Source organism: Paenibacillus sp. Y568 (assembly GCF_059445545.1).
The window spans coordinates 1-25,296 of the sequence record NZ_JCAIUM010000011.1 but is presented as its reverse complement, the minus strand read 5'-3'; the positions used below and the strand labels follow the sequence as shown (position 1 = coordinate 25,296).

Here is a 25,296-nt window from a genome sequence, read left to right as displayed (position 1 = left end):
ATTGATGGGTCAATGATTTAAAGGAGGTCTTTATTATCTCTACATGTCATACAGAAGATCTATTATACTTGCTAATGCATTTAAACAAGCATATTGCGACCCGGTTTGAACAATGTGCTGGAGTTAGTCCCAATCGGCTCGAACTCCTTTGCAAACTAATGGGTGGGCAAATAAGTCAGTCGGATCTGCAGAAAGCAGTATCTATTGATCCAGCTGCGGTGACCCGTCATGTTCAGCAATTGGAAGCAGAAGGAATACTTCTGCGAACTAGGTCTGAGAGCGACAATCGGGTTACCTTAGTTCAGCTGACCGAAGAAGGCAAACGTAAAGTAGTAATGTTTAAAGCGGAGAAAGATCGTTTTCTTGAGGAAATGCAGGAAGACCTCACGGAATCAGAACGACTTGGGTTTATTCAAGCTCTACAGAAGCTGAACAGCCAGATTCAACGAATGAAAGAAACAAGTAAGACCAATTAATGATAGAGAATAGGAGAGAAATAACATGACTGAAACAACCCTAAACAATGATTATAAAGATATTATCACTTCTCGGCACTCTGTGCGTGTGTACGATCCAACGGTCACAATCAGCCGTGAGGAAATGACTGAAATTTTGGAAGAAGCGACTTTGGCTCCGTCATCCGTTAATCTTCAGCCTTGGAGATTTCTTGTCATTGATAGCCCAGAAGGTAAATTGACGCTTGAAGAGCTAGCACCAGGTAACAAAAACCAAGTTACAACTTCCTCTGCAGTCGTTGCCGTTTTCGGAGATATGAACGCATTTGATAATGCTGACGAAATTATGAGTACTGATGTGGAAAGAGGGTATATGCCGCAAGAGATTAAAGATCAAGTAATGGCTAACTATACGGATCTTTTTGGACGTATACCAGCACAAGCTTTTCGTGAAATGATTCTGATTGATGGCGGTCTAGTATCCATGCAACTTATGCTTTCTGCTCGTGCCCGTGGATATGATACAAATCCGATTGGTGGATATGACAAATCCCGTATTGCGGAAGCGTTTGGTATGGAGAAGGAACGTTATGTACCGGTTATGCTTATTTCTGTAGGCAAAGCTACTAAAGAGCCACGTAGGACTAGCCGTCTTCCTATTGACCGTATTGCAGAGTGGAAGTGAGACTATCTATGATCATTATTCATGCAGAAATGAAGATTAATCGTGAAGTAGAAGCAGAATTTCTGGAGTGCGTACAAGAACTTATTGAATTATCTCGCTCGGAAGCAGGGAATGTGTCATATAAGCTCCTGAAGGATACAGATAAGGATGACACATATCTCATGGTCGAACAGTGGAAAGACCAAGAAGCAGTAGGAGCTCACAATGCAAGTAGCCATTTTCAGGCGTTCGTAGCAAAAGCACCAAAATACTTGACAGCACCGTTACATGCTCAAGCTTTCATAGGTGAACCCATCAGCAAATAATTAAAGATCTAAAGGAAATTAATTGATTTAAAGAAGAAGCCTTAAAAGAGTTTATCCTCTTTTAAGGCTTCTTTATGAGGGATGGATCGGTTATATATATTTATAAGTTCTTGTGCTTTAATCAAGTGAGTTGTCAATAAGAATGATTAAATGTAAGAGAATAAATCGTAATTTTTCCTGTTAATGATGATCCGTCTATTGATCACAATGGTCTGATTAATAAAAAACTTGGAGCTTTTTTATATATCAAATGGAATAATGATGAATTATATATGTATTCGATATCCTATCGAGTATACTATGCTCATATCTCGTTAAATAATAGACATCGTTTGTTTTTACCGCCTTTATTGGTGCTTTTTCAATCGCGACCCTCGTAATCACTTCTCCATCCACACGGTATAAAATAAATTCCTGCGTGTTATAGGCATAATCCAAATAAAAATGGCCAATATCTGTATTAATCCATATATCCCCAAGTTTTATCTCGTATTTATTCTCAATCCATTCCTTTTATCTTTCATTTCGAATCCTCTCAATAATTGATTCTCCAATATATGTATTGTTCATATTGTATACTTTTCCTTCAGATCTTACTATCCCTAATAGGTCATTGTTCTATCGTTACTTCACTAATGAGCAGGGCAAGGTGCTAAACAAGCTGTGCAAATTAATTCGGTTCTGGGCAGTAGATGACGAACGAAAACTAAAAAGCCATCGCATCTCTGTTGAAGAACTGGAATTGCTTCATCTTGATAGCTTAAAGAATGAGGAATACATACGTGTCGTTTTTGTATAGCTAGTTAAAGTTCTGAATAATAAGAACTTCTTACGGAATCGGAATGGATATAACTGAAAATTCAATAGCGTATCCTAATGTGTAATTAATCACTGCAAAAGAGACAACAGTAAACCCTTAACAAAAATATAACCTTATGTTCAAGAGTCAAAAGTACATCCAGATGTGAATCTAGGTGTATAGCTCGCAACGGACATGAGAATCAAACTATAAAAAACACAAAAACGAAAAACACATTGTCTGTGACAATGCGTTATTCGTTTTTGTGTTTCTGTTATAGATAATGTTTTACCGCATTACCAAAGATAGTAACGAACCATTAGGGGTTCGTCGTAGGTATCTCTTAACTACAGCCAAGTTGTTTTCGAATAGATGAAAGCCACAACGAAAGTAATCAAAGTTCCGATGGAAGCAATTGTACGCATATGGTTCCAAGTAGTCCAGTCCACGACATACTTGTTCCAAATTTGGACACCCACGTCACTCCCGGCAGTCACCGCTGCCAAATCGTTATTCATTGGTACGTTAAACGTCACAGTGACAAGGAAAACCCCTATAATGTATAATAAACTCCCTGCCAAAAGCCATTTCGATTCGGTTTGACTCCATCTCATGACGGAGTAAATCGTTGTGATCACACAGCACAAAGTTGTACCCATAAAGAATAATGTGAAGAGTGGAGTTAATATATTCACGTTAATTGATTGCATTGCCTTAATGCCCATTTCATGAGGTATATCTGAAAGCGATTTCATTACAAAATTTGAGAATGCGAAAAAAATACCCGCCATTAAAGCAGAGCCAACAATAACAAAAATTTCGATAGCCCAAACAACACGCATCATTATACCCGTTCACCCCATACTTCTGTAGTAGCAGTAATTTGGGTGTATAGTGAGAAGTCCCGAGGTTCTCTATTAAGTACTTTCTGCACTCCATCGCCCAGGTATGCGTTTCTGCCATCGAGGACTTCTGTGAATAATTCCGTCATTAAGTCGATCGCATCTTCCGGGTAGTTTTGCTCACGCATTCCTGCAACGAAGTCTTCGATCGAGATAGGGATATAGGCGATGTCGCGATTTATGACTTTGGAGATTTCTGAAGTCGCTTCTGCGAAGGTCATTAGTCGTGGGCCGGTAATATCGTAAATTCGGCCAGTGTGACCCTGCTCCGTTAATACTTTAAATGCAACATCCGCAATATCATCAACATCGACAAACGGCTCTTTCACATCGGTAACCGGCAATACAACTGCCCCATCCATCACTTGATCAAGTAAGAAATTTTCACTGAAGTTTTGGCAAAACCAACTGACGCGCAAGACCGTCCAATCAGCACCGGAGTTTCGCAATGCTTCTTCAGCTCGTTCGGCGCCTTCTTCGCCACGTCCCGAAAGCAGCACAAGGCGTTTTACACCTAACTCGACAGCGAGTTTCGAGAATTCCCCTATGTCGTGGGCGGCGCCTGGGACAGCAAGGTCTGGCGAATACGTAATATATGCGACTTCTGTGTTCTGCAATGCATCATGCCATGTTGATGGATCGGTCCAGTCAAACCGAATAGGAGTCGAACGCGCGACGGATCGAAAAGGTAAGCCGGTGTCTTGAAATCTTTTTACTAAGCGTCGTCCAGTTTTACCTGTTCCTCCAATCACCAAATACAGGGTTTCAGTCATAGTTATTCCTCCATAGTTTTAATTAAATAGAAAACCATTAACCCCAATATTTGTATGTGAAAACAAACTATAGCATGCTAAAGTGTTGAAGTCACTATTTAATTATCTACAAAATAGAAAGAATCAAAAGAATTAATAACCGTAAAAATACGTACAATCATGGCTAAAATGGAACTAAACGCAGTGAATGAGGATCAGAATACAACTGCCATTCGTATCAGTGGAAAGATTATACGTGGTTCGGATAATTTTGAAAGAATCGTAGCTTATGTTATTTTTTGGGAGGAACTAGTAATTATTGATAGAATAAATATGAATATGATCAAGTTATAAATTTGTATACATAAGGAGATAAAACTATGGCAACAAACAAATTATTGAGAATGGACAATGTTGGTATCGTTGTAGAATCCCTTGATGACGCAATTTCTTTCTTTGAGGAGATTGGCTTGAAGCTCGAAGGGCGATCTATTGTCGAAGGTGAATGGGCTGGTCGCGTAACTGGGCTGGGTTCACAACGTGTAGAGATTGCTATGATGGTTACCCCAGATGGACTCAGCCGACTTGAACTTTCGCGATTTCTTAACCCACCTACTATCACAGATCACCGAACTGCTCCTGTTAATGCCATAGGTTATCTACGAGTCATGTTCACCGTTGAAGACATTGACGAAATGGTATCCAGACTCACTAAGTATGGTGCTCAACTCGTTGGCGAAGTGGTTCAGTACGAGAACTCATATCGGCTCTGTTACATTCGTGGCCATGAAGGACTTCTAATCGGTTTGGCAGAACAACTAGGTAATAAATAAGTTTTAGCAACGTATTACATAATAAAGGCTATGATAGGCGTTTTATTATGTACTAACCTTCTTTTATCTGAATTAGAAAAGAGGTTCTGAATCAATGAATAACCGTATTATCTGGGGGATAGTATTATTAGCACTGAGTTTGTTTCTTAAGCCAATTTTGGCGATTGTGGGGCTGAATGAAAGGTTGTTCGGATTGCACTGGCAAGGTGAAACAGTGTTTTCATTGAGTCCATTCTTAGTTCGGATTATTATGGCGGTAATTGGGATTGTCATGCTTATCATCGGTGGTATGCAAGTTGTAAAACAGAAGACTAATTAGGAGAAGAATCTGATCTAGAGAACATGGTCGAAGTGAAACGCACCTACTCATTGGGCAATTCTGACATTGACATCTGATAGCTTTTCTAAAATAATAGAGAGTAATTAAATACTGGTACCTTTAATTCAGCCCAGAGAGGCTGGCAAGGACAGCGGATTTTTTATAATCACGCGTGAATCAGGGCATATTCCGTATGGGATGCTCCATGTCTTCACGCGGGTTATGATGAAGAAAAAAGGCTACTTGTCAGTTTTACTAGACGAGTAGCCTTTTTTTCTGCTTTTTTTGGTATCAGAACACTATACTGGAGGTATTCTGATGAGCAAACAAGATCAAGAGTTTTCGTGGCAAGCCGTACCAAAAACGCAGAGGAATCATTTTGGGAAGACATTTTCCGTAATGCTGGCATTCACATTCTTTTCGGCAAGCATGCTAGCAGGGGGGACGCTCGGAGTCAGCTTAAATTTCATGGAGTTTATTGGAATTGTGCTTGCAGGTAATCTAGCGCTTGGTATCTATACGGGAGCACTGGCACATATCGCTTCCAAAACAGGTCTTTCCACCCATTTGCTTGCAAAATATTCGTTCGGCGAGAAGGGATCATACCTTCCTTCTTTCCTGCTGGGTTTCACACAGGTTGGATGGTTCGGAGTAGGGGTGTCTATGTTCGCGATACCCGTCGCCAAAGCGATGGACTGGAATGTATACTTGTTAATCTTCGTGTTTGGTCTCGCAATGACGGCATCAGCAATCTTCGGCATGAAGTCGCTCGTCATTCTGGGTTATATAGCGGTTCCGGCTATTGCCATTCTCGGTGGTTACTCCGTATTTGAAGGAGTACATACGATGGGAGGGCTGCAAGGATTGCTCGATTACACACCGTCACAGTCACTCAGCGCGGCAGCCGCATTGACCATTTGTATTGGATCATTTATTAGCGGGGGAACGTTGACACCCGATTTTGCCCGGTTTGCCAAAACGTCTAAGCAGGCAGTTACCGCAACGGTTATATCGTTCTTTCTAGGGAATTCACTCATGTTCCTGTTCGGTGCAGTCGGCGCAATGGCTTATAAACTAGCAGATATTTCGGAGGTCATGTTCCTTCAAGGTTTGATCGTTCCTGCGATCATCGTTCTGGGATTGAATATTTGGACGACTAACGATAACGCACTTTACGCTTCCGGGCTGGGTTTTGCCAACATCACTAAAATTCCGAAAAAATTCTTTGTCATTGTTAACGGGATCGTTGGTACCCTATTTGCCATGTGGATGTACAACAATTTCGTTGGTTTCCTGAATGTGCTGGGCGCGGCGATCCCGTCCATCGGGGCCATTATCATCGCGGACTACTTCTTCGTGAATCGTAGAAACTATCAACCTTTTGCTCAAATGACCTTTAAGAAGGTAAACTGGATAGCAATGATTGCTTGGGCGATTGGTGTTGCCTTCGCTCAACTGGCTCCAGGTATAACGCCACTCAACGCACTAATAGGAACAGCAGTAGTCTATAGCACATTGATGTTAATCATATCTGCCAAAGAATCCAAAGAAAAGGGGAACATAAATGATTATACAGAACGCAAAATTGCGAGGTAAAGAAGGTCTATGGAATATCGTCGTGAAAGATGGGAAGTTTGAGCAAATCACACAAACACTAGAAATAACTGCAAATGAGGAAGTAATTAACGTAAGGAGTTTGCTTGTATTACCGCCATTCATTGAACCTCATATTCACTTGGATACAACGTTAACGGCTGGAGAGCCGGAATGGAATATAAGCGGAACACTATTCGAGGGCATTCAGCGTTGGTCAGAACGTAAGGCATTCCTCACACATGAAGATGTCAAAACGCGCTCTAAAACGGCTCTAAAGTGGCAAATGGCACAAGGGATTCAGTATGTAAGAACACATGTCGATGTTACGGATCCAAGCTTGACCGCTGTTAAAGCAATGCTTGAAGTGAAGGAAGAAATGGCACCCTACATTGACATCCAGCTTGTCGCTTTTCCACAAGAAGGCATTCACTCCTATCCGAACGGCGTGGAATTACTAGAAGAGGCTTTGAAAATGGGCGTTGATGTGGTCGGTGGCATTCCGCATTTCGAATTCACGAGAGAATATGGCGTAGATTCGATGAAGGTCGCATTTGACCTAGCCGAGAAATACGACCGTCTCATCGACATCCATTGCGATGAAATTGATGACGAGCAGTCCCGTTTCTTGGAAGTGGTTGCTAAAGAAGCATACGAACGAGGGCTTGGTTCCCGAACAACGGCTAGCCACACGACAGCGATGGGATCATATAATGATGCATATACGTACAAATTGTTTAGATTACTGAAAATGGCTGACCTGAACTTCGTCTCTAATCCTCTGGTCAACATCCACCTGCAGGGACGGTTCGATACGTATCCGAAAAGAAGAGGGCTGACCCGCGTCAAAGAGCTACAGGAAGCTGGACTAAATGTGTGCTTCGGTCATGATGACATCTTTGATCCATGGTATCCGCTAGGCACAGGGAATATGCTTCAGGTGCTGCACATGGGAATTCATGCTTCACAGTTGCTCGGTTACGATCAAATTGTGAATTCAATTGATCTCATTACGAAAAATAGCGCGAGAACGTTGCATATCGAGGATGTGTACGGCATTGAAGTAGGTAAGCCTGCGAACTTCATCGTTCTTGAAGCAGAGAACGAGTATGAGTTAATTCGCAAACAGAGCGCAGTGCTTTATTCGTTCAGAGGTGGTCGCAAAATCGCCGAAACCAAGCCACGGAACACTTCTATTATTCTGGAGACCGGTTCGGAGAAGGTCACATTCAATAAATAATGAAATGAAGCGTGCGATGCATCACGTAAAGCTAGTATTTTAGACAAAATATCCCCACATGGTAGACAGGGCAATAAGAGATCACGTGATCGTGAACTCTTCCTGTACATGAGGGGATTTTTGCTATACTTAATTTACGTCGCCTGCCAAATCTATCTCAGAGATGGTCTAGATTCGAGACACTGGACGTAGAGTCCAGAAGGAAAGGATTTAAATAATGGACATTTTCGATGAAATAAAATTAATTGGGAACATTGCAAGAATAGGAGGATTTCGACCGAAAGATACAGATCGTAATTGGTTTGGTGGGAATTTCTTGTTTGATCCTTCGAAAGAGTGTCCGGAGAATAATGGATCTGTATTTGTGCCACTTATCCAAATCTATGTTCCAGATATTAAAGATGGTCATACAACTTTTGGAGACAATATTTTAGTGCAATATATTAATAGAGAGCATCTACCTACTGATATAAATAGAAATGGAGATGGTTGGAAGCCAATATTATTCAAAAGGTATCATTACCTGGGATAAACACGGAGAGGAAAAAGGTGGATTGTATGAGTACTTATTCGAAGTAGATAAGATTTTAGGAAATGAACCCATACAAAAAACGAGAGAAGGTATTCTCAATTAGAAACAAATGGATTGGATATTGAACCCAAATAACTTAGGAATTGCTGAAATGGTAACTCAGTATTTACCTATTCTCTTAGAAAAAGAGGGTGATTATTTATTTGAGTATAAAGACGGAATAGTAAACATGGTGGTATATGAAAATGGTCTTGTTGGAATTTATAATTCAAATTTCGAAAAATACTATCAAATTGATGTGGTTGTTGAATTGTTTGAGAATAGAATATTGTTTACTGAATTCACTTATTCTTAGGTGTTACTATCGCAGAATTATGTAAAGAAGAAGAGATCCTAGATCAATACGGATTAGAGCCTGATATTAAATATAGGGGGTAATAAAATATGGCTGAACGATTTCCATGCAAGATGGAAGGCTGCAGCGCAACAATTCTGCCGAACACCGCAGCCAAAACAGACGGTATATGCATGCCCTGCCATCAAGAGCAGGAACGAAAAAAACAACAAGCTTATATTGAGCAGCACCGCAAAATAGTTAATCTGTATGCGCAATTAACAGATCATGTAGACATTCTTAAGGTGATGCATGGACCAAGAAAGCATGACCCACTTATTCAATACGTTCCTTTTCCGTTAAACATGGAGCAGATGTACATATCTTTATCAGATCAGGAAGCTGACCGTATGCTGAAATATGCGATGGAGTTACTTGCTGGTAACAATGAAAGTGAAGCGGAAGAAATTCTTTTGTCTCTGGTATGCTATCGTGATGATAATATATCGGACGTTTTGCCTGAGCTTATCGAGTGCGAGTTATTTTACAATCCGATTCTTTTAAAAAATGCATCACAAGACATTCGAGATCAGATTCTGGAGCGGGTGGAGTGGGATGAGGACAACCGTAACCACCTTCTCCTTGTACTCGGATGGATCGGTGATGCGGTGGTCATAGACCAGGTTCGGGAATGGCAAACGCAGCAACCCAAATGGGCGGAACAGTTATTTGTACCTCCTGAACATTACACTCTTGATGGAGGATGGGAACTTACTCCGGACGGAGTGAGGCGTGACCTAGTTAACCATATATGTTATGCGATCAGGCAAGCAGAACAACAGAATGATGATTTATATGAAGAACATTATGCCCGTTTTCTAGAGACAAGCCTTTCTACATGTCCATGGTGTAAAAGAAAATTAACAAAACTGATGGATGTCGTTACTACTCATCCGGCCTTGCAATATCTCGCTCTGCCGATGGAGAACCTGCAGTTAGTAACCTGTGACTCTTGTGGAGGTTATAACAAGATTTACATGGAGCTGGACAATCTTGGCGTGCCTGTCTGGAGCCGCTATAATCAGGAACCCGAGTATCTCCCGGACTTGGATGACGTAAACAGTACGGAAACCCTAGCTAGTTTAGTCCTTTCAAGTGAACCGCAATCGCCTTTTTATGCTGCAGTTTGGACGTTGTCACAATTGGATTCGCAGATCGGCGGCCATCCAAGTTGGGTGCAGGATCCGGAGTATCCCGTTTGTCCTTGTTGTGAACGAAGAATGCAGTTTATAGGGCAGATCGATTATGCTGATTTCGACGAGTATGGTGAAGGCATTTTTTATATGTTTATATGTCCCAAAGATAGGATTACAGCAACCTTGTATCAGCAAAGCTGAAAAAGGAGCCCGCTTCGAAAGTGGAAGCGAGCTCTTTGTCATTACCTGATCTGCAACTTGCTCTTCAATTAGCCTTCTTTTAACTTATGAATTACTTCTTCTGCAAACCCATCGGTAAAGCGAATAATTCCTTGATCTTGTATGATCCGCCCTTCCTTAATGAGGTGATCAAGCCAATCTGTAATATAAGAGGGCCCATAGCCTCCTATACCAAATTCCCCACCAAAAGCGATTATGTTCATATAGGATGCCAAATATTGATCCCGACTTGTATCCGTATACGACTTGGTATATAACCAAAACTGCACATCATACATGACATATGATAATTCATCTGCATGAAAATGAAAGTAGCCTTTCTCTTCGACAATCCGTGTACAAATGCTGCGAATTTTCTGATCAACCTGCTCCACTTCGGTTACTCGAGAGCAAAGCTCCCCCAGTAGAGTGGAAAACTTGCCGTGTGCTACTTTAGCCAGAGCTTCTTCCTTGTCTTCTTCAGAAGTATCATATTGTTCTTCGCTCACTAAGCCCCTGATAAACGCTTCAAAATTGTCGGCAAGGAAGGTAATCTCATAATCATCTTCTTGATCGACATGAACAACTTCAGGTTCACCATCTTTACCGCATGCTTGATAGTCTAACATCACGACATCATGACCAGCTGAAGGACAATCACAGATCACCACGCCAATGTCTGGATATCCCCATTCCTCAATCATAAACGGACTGCCCAGATCTCCGCACAGGGAATAGCTTTTCTCGCGCCCAATACCCATAATGCCCGTTATGGCAATATGACCCTCAGACCATGAAGTTGGCTCCTCTATTGGAAAGCAAGTGTTCCTCGGTACTCCGCCATTCTGCTGTTTCATAAGATAAATATAAGAAGAGGGAAGCTTATAACCAAGCTCTTTCTCTATAGAATCGATTAGTTCATCCGTGGGTGGCTCAGATTGATAAGATGTTCTTGCATACTAGCTATCCTCCCAAATATCAGTTAGAGGTATATCTGAAAATGGAGCCTTTTCCCCTTCAGGATTGGCAAACTCCAGGGACGCTTTCTTCTTGCAGAGCCGGAGTTCTTCTCTTTTCTGCTTGTCCGCTTTTTGAATGCTCCGTCTTAAAAAGAACGCAGTTCTTTGATCAGTACCCTCTAATTGGTCAGACCTGCGGAAAGCCTGAATAGCTTCCTCATATCGATTTAAATGATAAAGAGCAAAACCTACCCGAAAATGCCATAGGGAATCCTGTTCTCCGGCACGGACTATTTTCTCAAATTGATCGAGCGCTTCTTCATAAAGCCCTAAATTATTATAGGCTCTGCCCAAGAGGCTAATCACTTCATAGTCTCGTTCTTCATCAGGAATCGCTGTCAGTGAATCGACAATTTGCTGATGCTCGTCTCTTTCATGCCACTCGTTTAGTTGATTAATAAGCTCTCGTTTCATTTCTACCTCCAAAAGTTTATTTAGAATATAGCTTTATATGTTTTTGGAACCTTCTACCTTAAAAATAGTAACATCTATAATTGAGGGTTTCTACAACGTTTCAATATGTTACTATGAAACTGTATTTATAGTTTGTTCATTTGAGTTTTCACAGATTATCGAAATACATACATTGTGAACAGTACGAAGAGTTATGTTTCGAGTTGAATGATAATAACTCAAGTGATCTGGCTGTGATGTTTGGTTATCCATCTACGCAGCATGGGGATTGTGAATATGAAGCATCTCTTCATCTGTTGACAGGCCAACAATATAACTATTCAACGGATTCAGCGTTGGAACAGATATCAGATTACTTCAAAGGTGATTCTGATAGAGCGAAGCAGGAAGTGCAGGATATGCTATTGTTATGCTATTGTTGCTCGCGCTAGACTCCGATCAGGATGTAGGATTCTGCTGGTGGGACGCTGGAGAATTGCAGTTTTATATTCGAAAGGAAGATCTGCTCGCAGGCAACTTCGCAAATACGTATTGCTCCCTATATTCGAGTTAATTCAGAGAAGTTGAGTACTTCTTAGCTGATTGGAGTGACTGTTTTGAAATATTTAAAAGATGTACAGGAGCCGGGAATGGGAACATGGTATTTTGAAATTGATAACAACAGTGTGGCATACAGACAGATGGTTTATCATGGTGACGGCATCTGGATCACATCGAATCGAAAGCATGATCTATATCATTATATGCTGGCAGAACATCCACTCGATGCGAAGGAATCCTATTACAAGGAAATTAGTCAGGCGGAATTCGAGTATCTCTGGCACGATCAGCTTCAACTTGGTATAGAATACTGGCATCGAACCCAAAGTCTGTTCCCTGTCGGTACTCGAGTGAAAGGGTATATAGAAGGTTTTTTTCCACAAGGTACCTTGATAAACTTACTGGAACCTCAGGCCGTAGGTATAACGGACACTTCCGCTCTGATAACAGAAACCCCTGCTGAATGGATGTACCCACGCTATTGGGTGATCGCCGAAGTATCTGGATACGATGAAGTTAATCAGTGGGTACTCCTTACCCGTGCTGAAGTTATAGGAAGTACGTACGATGAGGAAAGTAATAAAAATTCAGTAAGTTAAGATTGAACAGAATGAGGGATTGGAATGGACAATAAGTTAATGGACCGCATCAAGGGTGGAATGTATGGTGTGGCTGTAGGAGACGCTCTTGGCGGTACAACTGAGTTTATGACGGAGCGGGAGATTAAGGCAAAGTACGGTTATTTGACGGAAATCATCGGCGGCGGGGTATGGAACCTGGAACCGGGAGAAGTAACCGACGATACGATGATGACGCTTAGTGTAGCTGATGGGATACTCGAAAATACGGAGGAGCCTATGGAAGGGATCGGGCGCTTTTTTATGGAATGGTATCTGGAAGTGAATACGAAGAAAATATAGAAGCGCCGCCGGATTGTCCGCCAAGTGGTTTTATCGTACATACTTTCCGATGGGTTCTACATATTTTACTTCATACATCCAATTTTGAAAGCGTCGTACAGAAGGCGGCAAATCTAGGGGGTGACTCTGATACGATTGGTGCCATTGCCGGAGGGTAGGCAGGTATTTATTATGGCTATGAAGGCATTCCTGCTCAATATGCAAATGCGATTCTCATTAAAGAAAGACTTAGCACTAGCGAAAGGACTTCACAACGGCAATGTAGTGATGAACCTGCGAGACTGTGCGAACTGGCTGTACAATGGGTAATCAGCAATCCGAATCCAATTGCGCTGGAACAGCCTGATTATAAGACGATAACTTATGTTCAACCCACGAAATAAAATTCTGTGTGGTCTAATAAGGAGGAATTTACTTGCCCTGCGTTTGTTTTTCTGTTAATTTTGATAGTAACATTATGATATTAACACAAAACTACTAACTAGTTCTCGTGATTTTAGTCTATGCATGAGTGAAAAAACGGAGGGATACAAGATGACAAAGGTTGTGGGAGGCTGGAGGCTGTTCGAAATAGCGTGGTTGATGCTGTTTACTTCAATCGCTGTCGGGTTTACGGTTATTTCAAAGGACTCATTATTCGGATTTAAGGTATTTATTACTGGGGTGCTTTGCGTGGTTCTTGCGGCGAAGGGTAACCTGATGAGCTATGTCTTTGGTATGTACAATACCATCGGTTATGCTTATTTAGCCTATATCAACGGTTTGTTTGGAGAGGTAATGTTGAATCTGCTATTCTTCGTTCCTATGAATGTCATTGGCTACTACATGTGGAAAAATAACCGCCAAGAAGATGGTAAGCTTACCATGCGACAGATGGATCTAAAAGGACTGCTCCTCGTTGGGGTCGTCTGTGTAATCGGATGTTTACTGCTGGGATATGGGCTTTCATTCATTCCAGAACAGAACTCGCCATACATCGATGCTACTACGACGGTGCTGTCTGTTGTGGCGACCTTCTTAATGGTTCGTAGATTCAAGGAACAATGGTTGGTCTATATCGTGCTAAATCTCTTCACGGTGCTGTTGTGGGTGATTCGTATGTTGGAGGGTAGCGGTGTAGGCTTGCTGATGATCGTGATGTGGAGTGCGTATCTGGTCAACGCGGTTTACGGGTACTATATTTGGAATAAAGGGGTCAAGGAGGTGGTGGCATGAGTACACTTGGACTAACACTGGGGAAGTTTGCCCCGCTGCATAAAGGCCATCAGTTCATGATTGAAACGGCGCTGCAAGAGGTCGATGAGTTGATCGTAGTCATTTATGAGACCACGGTCACTCCGATCACGCTTCATGTTCGGGCAAATTGGATTCGTAGGCTCTATCCAGCCGTCCGGGTAATCGAAGCTTGGGACGGCCCGGATGGGTATTCGGATGACAGGGAGCATGAGATTCGGGAAGAACAGTATATACTCGGGTTGCTGAACGGCGAGCAAGTAACGTATTTTTACTCGAGCGAGTTTTACGGCGGGCATATGAGTCTCGCTTTGGGTTCGGTAGACCGGCGTGTGGATGAAGCCCGCGAGCGGGTTCCGATCTCAGCAACAATGATCCGTTCCGATCCATTTAAGTATCGAGAGTTCGTCAGTGATATCGTGTACAGGGACTTGATCACGAAGGTGGTATTCGTGGGTGCAATGTCCACAGGAAAATCAACGATCACTGAAGCGCTGGCTCGGAGATATGACACGACCTTCGCGAGTGAATACGGACGCGATTATTGGACCGAGCATCAGGTGGACCGCAGAATTGGGCTGGAGGCGTTTAATGAAATCGCGGTAGGTCATATTGAGAGAGAAGAACAGGCATTGCTTGCGGCAAACCAGTATCTGTTCGTTGATACCAATGCAATTACGACGTATATGTTTGCACTGGATTACCACGGACTGGCGCCCGAGCTGTTAACCCGTATCGCTTTGGAGAATGCGCAGCGATACGACCTGTTCTTCCTATGCGACGATGATATTCCTTACGACGATACGTGGGATCGCAGTGGGGATCAGAAACGGCAAGTTTTTCATAAACAGATCACTGCGGACTTAAAGGCACGGCGGATTCCCTACATTACGCTGCGGGGTAGCCTCGAGGAACGCATGTGCAAGGTAGACGAAGTGTTGGCAAATTTCGAGCCCTACCGGAATTATTTCGGGGAGCTATGATGAAATTCGAGAACACTTTAGACTCAAAAATGAAGGAGCGAACACATGTGGATTTGTTGGATAAGGATGGACTTACGGAACGCGAGTTTTTAGAGCAGTACCGGGCAGGAGATTACGAGCGACCTTCGGTAGCGGCAGATATGGTTATTTTCACCGTGACGGATGCGGAGGTGGACAGTTATCGCAAACTACCGGAGAAAGAGCTCCGCGTTCTGCTCATTCGCCGGGGAGGTCATCCCTTCCTCGGCAAATGGGCGTTGCCTGGCGGATTTGTACTGCCGACCGAGACGACTGAGCAGGCCGCGGCAAGGGAACTGCGCGAGGAAACCGGCGTGAAGGATGTTTATCTGGAGCAGTTGTATACGTTCAGTGATATCTGGCGAGATCCCCGAACCTGGGTGATGAGTTGCAGCTATATGGCTCTAATCAACAGCGACAAGTTGGAGCTTAAGGCGGGAGATGATGCGGCCGACGCCACCTGGTTTAAGGTCTCCTATCGGCTGCTGCGGGAGCAGAAAGACCTGGTTGAGGGTGGATATTTCAAGACGCTGGAGTACGAACTCAACCTAAGCAGTGAAGAAGAAGAGCTATCGGCGATCGTGGCGAGGACGGTGATAACCAACTCTACATCGACTGGCATGGATTTTAAGGTTGTATCAAATGACGGATTGGCCTTTGACCATGCAAAGATCATAGCATGCGCTATCGAGCGGCTACGGGGAAAAGTGAATTATACCGATATTGCACTTCACTTGATGCCAAAGCTATTTACCTTAACGGAACTACAACAGGTGTATGAGGTAATTATGGATAAAGAGCTGTTGAAGGCTGCCTTCCGGCGTAAAGTGGCGGATCTTGTAGTTGAGACCGATCATTATACCGAAAATGCGGGGCATAGGCCATCCCGTTTGTATCGGAGAAATTTGGAGTATTCACTATGATTTACAATCTAGATGAGTTAAGAAAAGATGCAAATAATACATATGGAGGTAATTAAATTTGAACACTCACTACTATCTCAGTTGGTTTAATGATTTTTTTCCAGAGAAGCTGGTCCAATGGTTGCATGAGGATATAAAAGACAGAAAATCACTTGTTATGATTAGCGCTCAACCCTCTAGTTATACAGGTGAACAAATTGACATTGATGATGTTTTTGAAAGGACATGGTTTAATCAGGCCAACATTATGTTTGATGAATATCATTTAATTGATCACCGCATGCAGAAGGAAGATGCTCAGCGATTCATTCAAAACGGTTCTGTCGTTTTTTTGTGCGGTGGCAATCCTGTTTTTATGAACGATTTTTTGGTTGAATATGAGTTGTCGGATGCGATTAAGAACAGTAATGCCCTTATAATGGGTGCCAGCGCCGGTGCGATGAATATGGCTGCAAAATGGTTATGCTCGAAAAACGGTGGCCATAACGTTGAAACAAGTATTATTTATGATGGTATAGGCTTTGATCGTTTTGCCTACGAATCTCATTCTAGACTCGACTACGCAGCGCTCGTTCAAGGTTACCTGTTCCCCCTGTCTGAAGAGATTGATGTTTATGCGGCAGATCAGAAGAGTACTATACGCGTAAAGGACGGCAAACTAGATATCATGGGTGATGTATATTTGATTTCCCACTCAAAGATTCAGAAGTTGGTTGAGACGCTCTAATTAAGGTGAGTGGCGGTGACTTAACAGAATTAATTATTTTTAATGTGTAAAATCATGGATTACAGCAAATCAGTTCAGGGTTCCTCTCTATGATTTGGGCAGAAATGATAAACTTTTTAGACCGCCTTCAATGGTGGTCTTTCTATGTTGGGCGGATGCTAGCTGCTCATTTTATTAAACTAACAGGCAGTTGAGTTCAATTATAGTTCTTAAATTAAGCTTAATTATGTGATCCTAATTATAAAAGTATATGGTAAAATATAGGCATTAAACTATTTTACAACAAACCATCAATTCGAGGGAGAGGGCAAATGTTAGTACCACAACTATATTTAAATGGTGCTTGTTCTGAAGCTATCGAACTTAATAAAAAGGCATTTAAGTCTGAGATAGATTCAATTATGTACGATTCTGGGAAAGAACCTGAAAAATTTGTTATTCTTGCGGAAATGCACATTCTTGGAACTAGGTTCATGCTTAGTGATTTTGGTGGAACTAATGAGTCATCTGTGGATTCCACTATGGAAATGTTCGCCGTATTTGATAATGAAAATGTATTAAGAGAGGCATACCAAGTAATACATAATGGCAGCAAAACAATTACCCCAATGGGTCCAATATTCTTCAGTGATTGTTTAGTCTCATTTGTTGATAAGTTTGGCGTTCGATGGTGTTTCATGCTATAGCCGAGTCCGCTAACAAGAACGGGCCCCTGCTAGGATGAACTTGTCGTGAAAAACAAAGCGATATCTGGGTGAAAGCTCAGCAACATACGCCCCAGTCTAGGATAAAAGCACCTAAGGTTGGGGCTTTTTATTTACACTCTCTGATCCCTTCTGAAAAAGAGTTTGCCAAATTGTCATGGCCTAATCGTGCAGTACCCGGTGAATATTATTTTGAGCCACTTGCCTCAGGGAAGCCTCAAGGGACAGATCACGAGGTTTATAAAGGGAAAGTTGTGATACTAATCAATGAACATACTATTAGTAATGGTGAGTTTACAACGATGTTGCTAAGAAAAACAGAAAATTCAATAGTTATTGGGAGAGGCCAACTGCTGGAGCAGATGGTAATGTATTTAGAATAAATCTTCCAGGAAATATAAGAACAAAAATAAGTGGAGTCGGTGTATTTGATCCCGAGAAAAAACCAACGCAAAGAATAGGAGTGCTGCCAGATCTTCGTCTTGATCCAACCATTGAAGGAATTATGGAAGGCAAAGACGAGTATGTTGAGAAAGCTGTTAAATTAATTAAAGATGGTTATTAATCTATCTCTTAACGCATCGAGATCGAACATAACAAGACACTCACTTGAGATATGAGAGTGTATTTGATATATAAATGAACAGAGAAGAGCTTGTTAAATCAGGCATTTTTATATAGGCATCGTTGTGTCAAAGAAAATGGCACAACTGTACCTACAATATCCTTAACTAACACAGAGGTTCGAAGCCTATGTATGTTGTTAGCGGACAAATTGTTTTGTGAGTGGATACTAATATATCGTCTCCATTGTTCTAACGGACGGGTTACGTTAACAAAGAAATAAAACCGAGCTGGTAGTGTAGCGTAATGGAATAACTTTTAGAATAATGTAACCTTTATCGTGTGACAACGTTAAAATATTAGCAACATTCAGGGTTATTTCAAATGAAATTATTAGAAAAGTGGTGTTAAATTTGGTGAGAAGGTTTTCCTTCATTATTATTGTAATAATTATTATTACAGGATGTTCTGTTTCGAACGAAGATGAACTTAACAAGTTAATAGAGAAAACACAGTCCGAAACGTTTGAGTTACTTTATCAAGAAGATGTGGAAAAAGGAATGATCGTTCTGTATAAAGACGAATCGGGATTTCGCCATGCATTCTTCTCTAATAAAAAAGAATACTGGAACACTAGTGGGAATGCCGAACTAAATCCAAAGGATGGTTTTACTTGGGGAATGACTAATGATCCTAACATTCCAATACTGACGTTTGCAGGGTTAATTAATGATGACGAAATACAAAATGTGATGGTAAGACAAAACACATTAAATCAAGAAGCAAAAATTATTTCAACAGAGCAAGGACGATATTGGTTTACCTATTTCGATTATTTGGAAGAAGCCCCTGGACAACCAGATCCCCTCAAAATTGAAGCTCTATCAGGTGATGGTGAGATAGTATGGAAAGATGGTGTATATGATGGGGAATTATATAGAGGGAAAGTAAAAAAATAAAGTAGCAAGTAGAGCTAACAGGACACGAGTTGAATAACTTTAAGAAGACCCCAGCTAGCTAGTGCAAACGGACACCTTTGTTAGTTGTGCAAGAGGATGGTATTTCTTGTTAGCATTAAACAAAATGGAGGGGATGACCGTGGATAAGAAGAAGTATTTTATTCTAATGCCACCAATGTTAATCATTGGGATGTTTATATTTTACTTAATTCCAGCAAATCAGAGACATTAAGGAAAAAATATAATTGGTTGTCATTGAACTCCCTAACGGGGAAACGATAGTTCAATAATGAGCGGGTTACCGAAAGGTATCCTTTTGATTCGACTAGCAGTCAGGATTGCTTAAATGAATATGGAATTACAATTATAATTGGGATTCATTAGGAGGGTATGAATGAAAGTAAGACTAAGCGATTTTAATGAGAATTGGGCAAAATTGTATCAAGATGAAGTTGATTTTCTAAGAACTATATTTACGGATGAAATCGTAAGTTTCGAGCATTTTGGAAGTACTTCAGTACCAGGCTTACAAGCGAAGCCTGTAATTGACATGATGTGTATTGTAAAAGACATTAACCATGTTGATACATATAACGACAAAATGAATCAGCTCGGATATGATGTGACTGGAGATTGGGGGATCCCTGGAAGAAGGTTATTCCGAAAGGGCGGTGAAGAAAGAACCCATCACATTCATTTTTATCAAACAGATCACCCACAGATTGAACGGCATCTTATATTTAGAGACTATCTGAGATGTCATCCTGAAGAAGTAGCTAGATACAGTCGGTTTAAAGAAGAATTAGCTGAACGTTTTGAAAACACAAGTGAATATAGCCCAGCCAAAAAAACATTTGTTATGGAAATGGAACAACTTGCACTATCTTGGTACAGTAATAACCAAGAAAATGACTAACAGGAAACTTTAGTGAATAAAACACATTGATGTGCAGGAGCTACAGTAGCCTGTTGTGTTCATTGAATTAACGGGTAGGTTAGTTACGTAGGATGATATCTTCATGCGAACCATAATGGTGATCCACTAAAAAAAGGAGGGCAATGCAGAATGGAATTAAAATTTGGGGACGGTGCCATTGTTATCCCCCCTTTTTACATTACGATTATGACAATAATTATTATTTTCTTTTTAGTAAGGTGGAGCAAGCAATTAGAAACCAGACGTTTTACAGTTTTTTTTTACTTTCTGATTAGCACTTTCATTACTCCAATCTATTCTCGTAATACAACAGAAGGTGTCTTTCAGTTATGGATTCCATTGGGATTTATAGTGGTTTTCTTGTACTTGTTTCGCAGAAATCATCCATCTAAAATGAAAGCGAGTATTTTAGGACTTTCCATAGCATTATATCAGTTAATTTTACAATATGTAGGGTAGATTTTGATATTCCACCTAACGGGTGCGCTTGCTTAACAAGAGCAATCACTGCTTATCAAATACAATATATCGATACGTAAAGTAATGAAAAAAAAGGATTGTGGGTGGACTTGGACTTATTGCAACTTTAATTGTGTTAATTCTATTACAAGTTCCCAATCACTTGAGATATGAGATATGAGATATGAGATAGAAGATATAATTGAAAATCCCCAAACTTATTTTTATGATGTAAAAATGGGTGTAATGCTTGATGATGTGGAAGGAGAATATGATGAAGAGATAAATTTAGATGAACATGATAATGTTAGTATCAATCTAGCTAAATATAATAAGGACAAAGTGAATGTTTTTCTCTACGGTAGATATGTAAATAATGCGGATCCTCTCGTAGTAGTTTTGAATGAAGTTGCTTATAATGGTCAACCAGAAGGTGAAATATCTAATTTTTATTCCAGTAATTATATTAACAAGCATTTTGTTATTAATATAACTAAGTTCATAAAAAAAGGCGAGAATAGGTTAGAGATCTCAACAGGTAATGTAACAGAAAGATATGATCTGCACTTTGTAAAGTGATCCAATTACGTATCTGTCCAGATTGCCGTTTGAGGCTTCACTCAATCATCTGTCGCTTAATTGGATACCTCAATAGATATCCGGATTTTTTCTGCATATAGTTAAGTAAATCCAATCCACACACATTTCAACTTAATGAACGAAAAGTAGTAAATACACCTGTAAACACACACGCAGAAAATAAGTATATCCCTGTTACGAGACAGGAATATACTTATTTTTGTTCAGGATAAAATATACTTAAACTTATCTTAAGCATTCAACTGTTGCAGGAAATCGTCTGTCGAAATTACATTGGCATACATACCGTTAAGTGCACCAACAAATGCATAATGAACCTGTTCAGCTGGAACGACTTTATCTTGAAACGGTAAGTCTCGTGTCGCACATGCATCTTCAATAAGTGTAGTTTCATAGCCAAGATCTACTGCAGCTCTGACTGTGGCATCAATACACATATGTGTCATCATACCTACAATCACTAACTTAGTTATTCCTTTTTTCTTTTAATTTGCTTTCTAACTCAGTTTTTAAAAAGCTGTTAGCGAAATTTTTGATGATAATGCTTTCTGTTTCTAATGGTTGAACAGTTGCATGTATTTCAGCCCCTACCGTGTCTGGAAGGAAGAATCCTAATGCTGGATCACTTGCGATATGCTGTATATGGCAAATATTATCCTTATAATTCTGTCTAAACCATTCAAGGACTCTCGTAGCATTAACGGCCGCTTTTTCAGGGTTCCTTAATTCCATCTTGCCATTTGGGAAATAGTCATTTTGTATATCTACGATAATTTGATGAAACACTTTTAGCTAAATAAATTCATGGTGAAAGGAATTAATAATGGAATTTGATAATATTGATTTTCAGATACTTCGGTTACTATCCAAAAACTCACGCATTCAATGGAAACACTTGGGTGAACAAATTCATATGACAGGACAAGCAGTTGGGAACCGTATAAAAAAACTAGAGGAAAGTGGCGTAATTAAGGCCTATTCTCTAATAGTTGATGAAATGAAATTAGGGCTTACTTATACAGCGTTTATCATTATTTACATGGAGACAACAAACCATGATTCATTTATACGATTAATGAACGATCGAAATGAGGTAGTGGAGGTTCACCGAGTATCCGGAGAAGGATGTTACCATTTAAAAATTAAAGTAAACTCGCAAGAAAAATTGAATAATTTACTGGATGTAATTCTGGAGTATGGGAATTATAGTGTACATTTATCGATACAAGAGATTAAACAGCAAAATCCGATGACTGCTATTGATGATAAATGATTTTCGCAAGGTCTGACCAAATAATATGAAATGCACCACCAAAAACCATAAATTACACCAGATCGCTAGTGAACCTGACGGAATCATGAATTTCGTCAGGTTCTATTCTATGTGATCTTAATTAGCTAAAAACAGTCAAGATTATTCTTGACTGTTTTTTTATGAACATGACGAATTTGTCATCTACCTATTCAACTCGTCACCCAGAACGTGCGACAAGACGGAGAGTGCAACGTACACTTAAGCTAACTCAAATTTGGGAGGTTCAACATGAATGTGGAATGAACAAGAAACAATTCATAATAAGTCTAGTAATTCCTATGGAGGTAATCAATGAGAAATTTTAATAATACATATAGTGCCATGCTAGTAGGCTTCCTTGTCATTTCGCAGTTACCCGGATACACGGCATCTGCTACATCTGGAGTCTCCGGCTATCCAAGTCCCGCGATTTCGGCTGTGACAGCTAGTACAACAAGTAATTTAGGTTCGATAAGTCTGACCAATAAAGGCGATAAAATACTGATAGACCCAGGATATATGGTCTATTTGTTATCTGCAGGTGGGACATCGTTTGAAATGGCACTAGATAACGCTCAAGCGATCTACAAGATTCAGCCCCAAGAGAAAAAGGTAGTCTACTATATAACAGAGATTCCTGCCTATCTCAATACGAATGATATGAAGCTACAATTTGTTCAAAAGGATGAGACATTGAAGATTGCTCTTCCCAAGTCCTCATATAACCTGCCAAGGGCAACGACTCCTGATGTAATCGTTGAGAAGGATGTTGTCAAAAAAATCATGATCAACAACAATATGATCGAAACGCAATTGAACAATGCGACCTTCGAATGAGCAAATGGAACCAATGGATATTCCTCAAACCATCCCTTTTGAAGTGACTCAAGAAACGATAACCAGTTCGGTGCAGATAAAAGGGAAGTCAGAGTACGAGCAGGAAACTCTCGTATATGCCCCCTTCGCTTCCAAGGTAACGGAATGGAAAGTTGACAATGGAGGTCAGGTAAAGAAAGGTGATGTGTTGTATATACTAGATCAATCAACGCTAAAGAATGAAATTGCCATACAAGAAGCAACGAATCGCAAGACGAAGTTGGAAGCGGAACTGAATGAATTCGTAAGCCAACAGAACGATGAGGATGCAGCTCTTGGAGTGACAGAGGCGGAACACTTAAAAGCACTTGCCGCCCAAGAGACAGGACGGTTAAATGATGAGTTAAATAAGCTGAACGCGGATATCCAGAAGCGGGAGATTGCAGAGAAGAAGGATAAGCTAAAAACAGCGGTCTACAAAGCCCCGTCAACCGGTATTTTTCTATATGACAGTACGAGTGAGCGTCCACAATCTGTTACAGACAACCAATATATTGGTAAAATTGTAGATCTAAATAAGCTTGAATTCATTGCGCTTGTGGGGGAACAAGATATTTTTCGTATTAAAGAAGGTTGATGTAACAATGAGCGCGTTGAAAGAATTAGAACTGTCTGGAGAGGTGGGTAAGGTATCTAAATTTGCTGTGACCGCTTCAGGCGAGAATAATCCAAATGCAGTTGCCCAATTTGAAGTCATTATCACCCTTCAACCTAACGAGCATCTTATGGGTGGACTTAGCTTAAATGGTGAAATTGAGACCGTCCGAAAAGAGAAGGCCACCGTTGTATCTAATATTCCAATTATACGTGAGGGAGACTTAACTTACGTTATGCTGGACATGGGCAACGGTCAATATGAGCGTAGAGATATTGAGATTGGACTAGAAACAGCAGACAAGACAGAGATACTCTCAGGTCTAAACGTTGGGGATACGATTGTGTTGCAATAAGTAATCAATCTACATAAAAGAAGAATCTGCACTTATTGCGGGTTCTTCTTGGTTCAATAAGTACTTCCTTATGAAACGCACCTACTAATCAGTAAACAAAATCAAGAGTTTTCGTGGGTTTTGTTTTAACGAAACATATTTATAACCCTCGAAACATGTTCAACATCGGCAAAAGGAACCCATGTAGAACCTTCCTTCGTTCTGATCTTCGCACGACTAGAAGCGGTGAATGCTTCTGCCACTCCAGTTATTATCTCTCCATTATAGAGCTTAACAGCGACTTTCTGATTACTTGCTACAGCTAAAAGCAATTCACCTTTCACATTCATCTAATCCCTCCACTCGTTTATTCATTATCTTATTCTCCATTCCATTAGAATAGCCTTCCTAAGTTAGTATAGTTGTGGAGGTGATTATTATATTGAGTTAGAAGTACTATTAAAGAAAGCAGTTTATACTTTTACTTAAGTGATTTCAGAAATGGGGAATTCTGTGATGGGGTACATTATTAAATACGATGACAGTGATGACAATTTTGAAAGCAAGGAACTTAGATTCAGCATAAGATCCTCTGCTGAGGATGAAGCAGAAAAACTTCGTGAGTATGGACATGCGAATGTAGTCGTAGACAGTAGTTCCGAAGGTAACACTATAGGGTCAATTATACATGTACTTGGTATTTTAGTTATTTTTGTAGGAGTAGTGGTTGGGCTCGTACAAGGTATTACTAGTTCTGAATACACTTTGCTTTTCACTCTGTATTGGTGGATTAGTGCATTGATAGCAGGGATGATGCTGATTGGATTTGCTGAAATCATCAAACTATTAGATCAAATCAATAAGAAGATGAAAAAATATAAGTAAATATTATCCACTTGATCTAATGGGACAGTATGACAAGTTCTGTATAAGCGCTTTACAGCGCGAAAAAACAGAGATTTCATGAAATGAAATCTAACTTTACAACCGAGGATGGGAATGACGGAACCATGTATCCTGAAACCATCCCGTC

Annotated in this window: 35 protein-coding genes and 3 pseudogenes; 32 read left to right on the top strand and 6 right to left on the bottom strand. The window is 40.5% G+C overall.

Annotated elements, in window-relative coordinates; genetic code table 11:
* Nucleotides 1-74 precede the first annotated feature (74 nt).
* From AC1D7X_RS16110 to AC1D7X_RS16100, 3 genes are read left to right on the top strand one after another with little or no spacing between them, the layout of a single operon-like run.
* Nucleotides 75-476, top strand: a complete 402-nt coding sequence (locus tag AC1D7X_RS16110; protein WP_495457518.1) for a MarR family winged helix-turn-helix transcriptional regulator — start codon at nt 75-77, stop codon at nt 474-476.
* Nucleotides 477-501: 25 nt separating this feature from the next.
* Nucleotides 502-1,140 (top strand): nitroreductase family protein, encoded by a 639-nt coding sequence (locus AC1D7X_RS16105; protein ID WP_495457371.1) that lies wholly within the window; start codon nt 502-504, stop codon nt 1,138-1,140.
* Nucleotides 1,141-1,148: 8 nt separating this feature from the next.
* A complete protein-coding gene (locus tag AC1D7X_RS16100) occupies nt 1,149-1,445 on the top strand; it encodes a putative quinol monooxygenase (RefSeq protein WP_495457372.1) in 297 nt (98 codons plus the stop codon).
* Between the two features lie 1,146 nt (nt 1,446-2,591).
* On the opposite strand, the gene AC1D7X_RS16095 is transcribed toward AC1D7X_RS16100, so the two are convergent.
* Both AC1D7X_RS16095 and AC1D7X_RS16090 read right to left on the bottom strand, forming a co-directional pair.
* On the bottom strand, nt 2,592-3,089 hold the full coding sequence (locus AC1D7X_RS16095; protein ID WP_495457373.1) for an anthrone oxygenase family protein: 498 nt from the start codon (nt 3,087-3,089) through the stop codon (nt 2,592-2,594).
* Complete coding sequence (locus AC1D7X_RS16090) at nt 3,089-3,919, bottom strand: NAD(P)H-binding protein (RefSeq protein WP_495457374.1); 831 nt, start codon at nt 3,917-3,919, stop codon at nt 3,089-3,091. The genes AC1D7X_RS16095 and AC1D7X_RS16090 overlap by 1 nt, the downstream gene beginning before the upstream one ends.
* 159 nt (nt 3,920-4,078) lie before the next feature.
* Here AC1D7X_RS16090 and AC1D7X_RS16085 point away from each other — a divergent pair, with 159 nt between their 5' ends.
* The 8 genes from AC1D7X_RS16085 (at nt 4,079) to AC1D7X_RS16050 (ending at nt 10,146) form a co-directional block, all read left to right on the top strand.
* A complete protein-coding gene (locus AC1D7X_RS16085) occupies nt 4,079-4,252 on the top strand; it encodes a hypothetical protein (RefSeq protein WP_495457375.1) in 174 nt (57 codons plus the stop codon).
* A 26-nt stretch (nt 4,253-4,278) separates the two neighbouring features.
* Nucleotides 4,279-4,731: a VOC family protein gene (locus tag AC1D7X_RS16080; RefSeq protein ID WP_495457376.1), complete on the top strand. Its 453-nt coding sequence runs from the start codon at nt 4,279-4,281 to the stop codon at nt 4,729-4,731.
* Nucleotides 4,732-4,825: 94 nt separating this feature from the next.
* Nucleotides 4,826-5,050, top strand: coding sequence for a hypothetical protein (locus AC1D7X_RS16075; RefSeq protein WP_495457377.1), 225 nt, complete (start codon nt 4,826-4,828; stop codon nt 5,048-5,050).
* Between the two features lie 318 nt (nt 5,051-5,368).
* On the top strand, nt 5,369-6,646 hold the full coding sequence (gene codB, locus AC1D7X_RS16070) for a cytosine permease (protein ID WP_495457378.1): 1,278 nt from the start codon (nt 5,369-5,371) through the stop codon (nt 6,644-6,646).
* Nucleotides 6,615-7,883, top strand: coding sequence for a cytosine deaminase (locus AC1D7X_RS16065; protein WP_495457379.1), 1,269 nt, complete (start codon nt 6,615-6,617; stop codon nt 7,881-7,883). Before codB ends, AC1D7X_RS16065 begins: the two co-directional genes overlap by 32 nt.
* Before the next feature lie 217 nt (nt 7,884-8,100).
* Entirely contained in the window at nt 8,101-8,415 is a 315-nt protein-coding gene (locus AC1D7X_RS16060; RefSeq protein ID WP_495475623.1) for a hypothetical protein, read from the top strand.
* Nucleotides 8,416-8,536: 121 nt separating this feature from the next.
* Complete coding sequence (locus tag AC1D7X_RS16055; RefSeq protein ID WP_495475622.1) at nt 8,537-8,770, top strand: hypothetical protein; 234 nt, start codon at nt 8,537-8,539, stop codon at nt 8,768-8,770.
* 89 nt (nt 8,771-8,859) lie between these two features.
* Entirely contained in the window at nt 8,860-10,146 is a 1,287-nt protein-coding gene (locus tag AC1D7X_RS16050; RefSeq protein WP_495475621.1) for a DUF1963 domain-containing protein, read from the top strand.
* 68 nt (nt 10,147-10,214) lie between these two features.
* Here the strand turns inward: AC1D7X_RS16050 and AC1D7X_RS16045 are convergent.
* A pseudogene (locus AC1D7X_RS16045) lies at nt 10,215-11,084 on the bottom strand (SMI1/KNR4 family protein); the annotation flags it as partial.
* A 39-nt stretch (nt 11,085-11,123) separates the two neighbouring features.
* Nucleotides 11,124-11,597, bottom strand: coding sequence for a tetratricopeptide repeat protein (locus AC1D7X_RS16040; RefSeq protein ID WP_495457383.1), 474 nt, complete (start codon nt 11,595-11,597; stop codon nt 11,124-11,126).
* Nucleotides 11,598-11,800: 203 nt separating this feature from the next.
* Between AC1D7X_RS16040 and AC1D7X_RS16035 the strand changes: the two genes are divergently transcribed.
* From AC1D7X_RS16035 to AC1D7X_RS15960, 16 genes and pseudogenes are all read left to right on the top strand, one after another.
* On the top strand, nt 11,801-12,028 hold the full coding sequence (locus AC1D7X_RS16035) for a hypothetical protein (protein ID WP_495475620.1): 228 nt from the start codon (nt 11,801-11,803) through the stop codon (nt 12,026-12,028).
* Nucleotides 12,007-12,150: a DUF1963 domain-containing protein gene (locus AC1D7X_RS16030; protein WP_495475619.1), complete on the top strand. Its 144-nt coding sequence runs from the start codon at nt 12,007-12,009 to the stop codon at nt 12,148-12,150. Before AC1D7X_RS16035 ends, AC1D7X_RS16030 begins: the two co-directional genes overlap by 22 nt.
* 43 nt (nt 12,151-12,193) lie before the next feature.
* The gene (locus AC1D7X_RS16025; protein WP_495457385.1) at nt 12,194-12,736 is read left to right on the top strand and encodes a hypothetical protein; all 543 of its coding nucleotides are present in this window, start codon (nt 12,194-12,196) and stop codon (nt 12,734-12,736) included.
* Between the two features lie 24 nt (nt 12,737-12,760).
* Nucleotides 12,761-13,287 (top strand): annotated as a pseudogene (locus AC1D7X_RS16020) (ADP-ribosylglycohydrolase family protein); the annotation flags it as partial.
* The gene (locus AC1D7X_RS16015) at nt 13,229-13,366 is read left to right on the top strand and encodes a hypothetical protein (protein WP_495475724.1); all 138 of its coding nucleotides are present in this window, start codon (nt 13,229-13,231) and stop codon (nt 13,364-13,366) included. The pseudogene AC1D7X_RS16020 and the gene AC1D7X_RS16015, both read left to right, overlap by 59 nt.
* Nucleotides 13,367-13,603: 237 nt before the next feature.
* Nucleotides 13,604-14,272 carry a nicotinamide riboside transporter PnuC gene (pnuC, locus tag AC1D7X_RS16010; RefSeq protein ID WP_495475618.1) on the top strand — a complete coding sequence of 223 codons (669 nt, stop codon included), beginning with the start codon at nt 13,604-13,606 and terminating at the stop codon, nt 14,270-14,272.
* Nucleotides 14,269-15,273, top strand: a complete 1,005-nt coding sequence (locus tag AC1D7X_RS16005) for an AAA family ATPase (RefSeq protein WP_495457387.1) — start codon at nt 14,269-14,271, stop codon at nt 15,271-15,273. The genes pnuC and AC1D7X_RS16005 overlap by 4 nt, the downstream gene beginning before the upstream one ends.
* A gap of 47 nt (nt 15,274-15,320) precedes the next feature.
* Nucleotides 15,321-16,214 carry an NUDIX hydrolase gene (locus tag AC1D7X_RS16000; protein WP_495475717.1) on the top strand — a complete coding sequence of 298 codons (894 nt, stop codon included), beginning with the start codon at nt 15,321-15,323 and terminating at the stop codon, nt 16,212-16,214.
* Between the two features lie 58 nt (nt 16,215-16,272).
* Nucleotides 16,273-16,941 carry a Type 1 glutamine amidotransferase-like domain-containing protein gene (locus AC1D7X_RS15995; RefSeq protein ID WP_495457388.1) on the top strand — a complete coding sequence of 223 codons (669 nt, stop codon included), beginning with the start codon at nt 16,273-16,275 and terminating at the stop codon, nt 16,939-16,941.
* A 311-nt stretch (nt 16,942-17,252) separates the two neighbouring features.
* Nucleotides 17,253-17,627, top strand: a complete 375-nt coding sequence (locus tag AC1D7X_RS15990; protein WP_495475617.1) for a VOC family protein — start codon at nt 17,253-17,255, stop codon at nt 17,625-17,627.
* A 68-nt stretch (nt 17,628-17,695) separates the two neighbouring features.
* Nucleotides 17,696-18,028 (top strand): S41 family peptidase, encoded by a 333-nt coding sequence (locus AC1D7X_RS15985; protein WP_495475616.1) that lies wholly within the window; start codon nt 17,696-17,698, stop codon nt 18,026-18,028.
* 594 nt (nt 18,029-18,622) lie between these two features.
* Nucleotides 18,623-19,168, top strand: coding sequence for a hypothetical protein (locus AC1D7X_RS15980; RefSeq protein ID WP_495475615.1), 546 nt, complete (start codon nt 18,623-18,625; stop codon nt 19,166-19,168).
* Nucleotides 19,169-19,274: 106 nt separating this feature from the next.
* Nucleotides 19,275-19,400, top strand: coding sequence for a hypothetical protein (locus tag AC1D7X_RS15975; protein ID WP_495475614.1), 126 nt, complete (start codon nt 19,275-19,277; stop codon nt 19,398-19,400).
* Nucleotides 19,401-19,562: 162 nt separating this feature from the next.
* The gene (locus AC1D7X_RS15970) at nt 19,563-20,084 is read left to right on the top strand and encodes a GrpB family protein (RefSeq protein ID WP_495475613.1); all 522 of its coding nucleotides are present in this window, start codon (nt 19,563-19,565) and stop codon (nt 20,082-20,084) included.
* Nucleotides 20,085-20,234: 150 nt separating this feature from the next.
* Entirely contained in the window at nt 20,235-20,564 is a 330-nt protein-coding gene (locus AC1D7X_RS15965; RefSeq protein ID WP_495457394.1) for a hypothetical protein, read from the top strand.
* A gap of 177 nt (nt 20,565-20,741) precedes the next feature.
* On the top strand, nt 20,742-21,143 hold the full coding sequence (locus AC1D7X_RS15960; RefSeq protein WP_495475612.1) for a hypothetical protein: 402 nt from the start codon (nt 20,742-20,744) through the stop codon (nt 21,141-21,143).
* Nucleotides 21,144-21,394: 251 nt separating this feature from the next.
* Here the strand turns inward: AC1D7X_RS15960 and AC1D7X_RS15955 are convergent.
* Nucleotides 21,395-21,896 (bottom strand): annotated as a pseudogene (locus tag AC1D7X_RS15955) (cysteine hydrolase family protein).
* A 91-nt stretch (nt 21,897-21,987) separates the two neighbouring features.
* Between AC1D7X_RS15955 and AC1D7X_RS15950 the strand changes: the two are divergent.
* From AC1D7X_RS15950 to AC1D7X_RS15935, 4 genes are all read left to right on the top strand, one after another.
* Nucleotides 21,988-22,437, top strand: coding sequence for an Lrp/AsnC family transcriptional regulator (locus AC1D7X_RS15950; RefSeq protein WP_495457396.1), 450 nt, complete (start codon nt 21,988-21,990; stop codon nt 22,435-22,437).
* A 333-nt stretch (nt 22,438-22,770) separates the two neighbouring features.
* The gene (locus tag AC1D7X_RS15945; RefSeq protein ID WP_495475611.1) at nt 22,771-23,295 is read left to right on the top strand and encodes a hypothetical protein; all 525 of its coding nucleotides are present in this window, start codon (nt 22,771-22,773) and stop codon (nt 23,293-23,295) included.
* Nucleotides 23,296-23,308: 13 nt separating this feature from the next.
* The gene (locus AC1D7X_RS15940) at nt 23,309-23,911 is read left to right on the top strand and encodes an efflux RND transporter periplasmic adaptor subunit (RefSeq protein ID WP_495475610.1); all 603 of its coding nucleotides are present in this window, start codon (nt 23,309-23,311) and stop codon (nt 23,909-23,911) included.
* Nucleotides 23,912-23,918: 7 nt separating this feature from the next.
* Nucleotides 23,919-24,284: a permuted SH3 domain-containing protein gene (locus tag AC1D7X_RS15935; RefSeq protein WP_495457400.1), complete on the top strand. Its 366-nt coding sequence runs from the start codon at nt 23,919-23,921 to the stop codon at nt 24,282-24,284.
* Between the two features lie 125 nt (nt 24,285-24,409).
* On the opposite strand, the gene AC1D7X_RS15930 is transcribed toward AC1D7X_RS15935, so the two are convergent.
* A complete protein-coding gene (locus tag AC1D7X_RS15930) occupies nt 24,410-24,613 on the bottom strand; it encodes a hypothetical protein (RefSeq protein ID WP_495457401.1) in 204 nt (67 codons plus the stop codon).
* 166 nt (nt 24,614-24,779) lie between these two features.
* On the opposite strand from AC1D7X_RS15930, the gene AC1D7X_RS15925 reads away from it, so the two are divergent.
* Nucleotides 24,780-25,148 carry a hypothetical protein gene (locus tag AC1D7X_RS15925; protein ID WP_495457402.1) on the top strand — a complete coding sequence of 123 codons (369 nt, stop codon included), beginning with the start codon at nt 24,780-24,782 and terminating at the stop codon, nt 25,146-25,148.
* Nucleotides 25,149-25,296: the final 148 nt, after the last annotated feature.

What these genes read in the sequence shown, in the direction of transcription:
- AC1D7X_RS15935 (WP_495457400.1), top strand. Translation starts at nt 23,919, where the DNA reads ATGAGCGCGTTGAAAGAATTAGAACTGTCTGGAGAGGTGGGTAAGGTA.
- AC1D7X_RS16105 (WP_495457371.1), top strand. Translation starts at nt 502, where the DNA reads ATGACTGAAACAACCCTAAACAATGATTATAAAGATATTATCACTTCT.
- AC1D7X_RS16065 (WP_495457379.1), top strand. Translation starts at nt 6,615, where the DNA reads ATGATTATACAGAACGCAAAATTGCGAGGTAAAGAAGGTCTATGGAAT.
- AC1D7X_RS15990 (WP_495475617.1), top strand. Translation starts at nt 17,253, where the DNA reads ATGTTAGTACCACAACTATATTTAAATGGTGCTTGTTCTGAAGCTATC.
- AC1D7X_RS16050 (WP_495475621.1), top strand. Translation starts at nt 8,860, where the DNA reads ATGGCTGAACGATTTCCATGCAAGATGGAAGGCTGCAGCGCAACAATT.
- AC1D7X_RS16005 (WP_495457387.1), top strand. Translation starts at nt 14,269, where the DNA reads ATGAGTACACTTGGACTAACACTGGGGAAGTTTGCCCCGCTGCATAAA.
- AC1D7X_RS15930 (WP_495457401.1), bottom strand. Translation starts at nt 24,613, where the DNA reads ATGAATGTGAAAGGTGAATTGCTTTTAGCTGTAGCAAGTAATCAGAAA.
- AC1D7X_RS15965 (WP_495457394.1), top strand. Translation starts at nt 20,235, where the DNA reads ATGGAATTAAAATTTGGGGACGGTGCCATTGTTATCCCCCCTTTTTAC.
- AC1D7X_RS16060 (WP_495475623.1), top strand. Translation starts at nt 8,101, where the DNA reads ATGGACATTTTCGATGAAATAAAATTAATTGGGAACATTGCAAGAATA.
- AC1D7X_RS16110 (WP_495457518.1), top strand. Translation starts at nt 75, where the DNA reads ATGCATTTAAACAAGCATATTGCGACCCGGTTTGAACAATGTGCTGGA.
- AC1D7X_RS16030 (WP_495475619.1), top strand. Translation starts at nt 12,007, where the DNA reads ATGCTATTGTTGCTCGCGCTAGACTCCGATCAGGATGTAGGATTCTGC.
- AC1D7X_RS16040 (WP_495457383.1), bottom strand. Translation starts at nt 11,597, where the DNA reads ATGAAACGAGAGCTTATTAATCAACTAAACGAGTGGCATGAAAGAGAC.
- AC1D7X_RS15945 (WP_495475611.1), top strand. Translation starts at nt 22,771, where the DNA reads ATGAGAAATTTTAATAATACATATAGTGCCATGCTAGTAGGCTTCCTT.
- codB (WP_495457378.1), top strand. Translation starts at nt 5,369, where the DNA reads ATGAGCAAACAAGATCAAGAGTTTTCGTGGCAAGCCGTACCAAAAACG.
- AC1D7X_RS15925 (WP_495457402.1), top strand. Translation starts at nt 24,780, where the DNA reads ATGGGGTACATTATTAAATACGATGACAGTGATGACAATTTTGAAAGC.
- AC1D7X_RS16090 (WP_495457374.1), bottom strand. Translation starts at nt 3,919, where the DNA reads ATGACTGAAACCCTGTATTTGGTGATTGGAGGAACAGGTAAAACTGGA.
- AC1D7X_RS16100 (WP_495457372.1), top strand. Translation starts at nt 1,149, where the DNA reads ATGATCATTATTCATGCAGAAATGAAGATTAATCGTGAAGTAGAAGCA.
- AC1D7X_RS16015 (WP_495475724.1), top strand. Translation starts at nt 13,229, where the DNA reads ATGGCTATGAAGGCATTCCTGCTCAATATGCAAATGCGATTCTCATTA.
- AC1D7X_RS15970 (WP_495475613.1), top strand. Translation starts at nt 19,563, where the DNA reads ATGAAAGTAAGACTAAGCGATTTTAATGAGAATTGGGCAAAATTGTAT.
- AC1D7X_RS16095 (WP_495457373.1), bottom strand. Translation starts at nt 3,089, where the DNA reads ATGATGCGTGTTGTTTGGGCTATCGAAATTTTTGTTATTGTTGGCTCT.
- AC1D7X_RS15950 (WP_495457396.1), top strand. Translation starts at nt 21,988, where the DNA reads ATGGAATTTGATAATATTGATTTTCAGATACTTCGGTTACTATCCAAA.
- AC1D7X_RS15940 (WP_495475610.1), top strand. Translation starts at nt 23,309, where the DNA reads ATGGATATTCCTCAAACCATCCCTTTTGAAGTGACTCAAGAAACGATA.
- AC1D7X_RS15960 (WP_495475612.1), top strand. Translation starts at nt 20,742, where the DNA reads ATGAGATATGAGATAGAAGATATAATTGAAAATCCCCAAACTTATTTT.
- AC1D7X_RS16075 (WP_495457377.1), top strand. Translation starts at nt 4,826, where the DNA reads ATGAATAACCGTATTATCTGGGGGATAGTATTATTAGCACTGAGTTTG.
- AC1D7X_RS16085 (WP_495457375.1), top strand. Translation starts at nt 4,079, where the DNA reads ATGGCTAAAATGGAACTAAACGCAGTGAATGAGGATCAGAATACAACT.
- AC1D7X_RS16080 (WP_495457376.1), top strand. Translation starts at nt 4,279, where the DNA reads ATGGCAACAAACAAATTATTGAGAATGGACAATGTTGGTATCGTTGTA.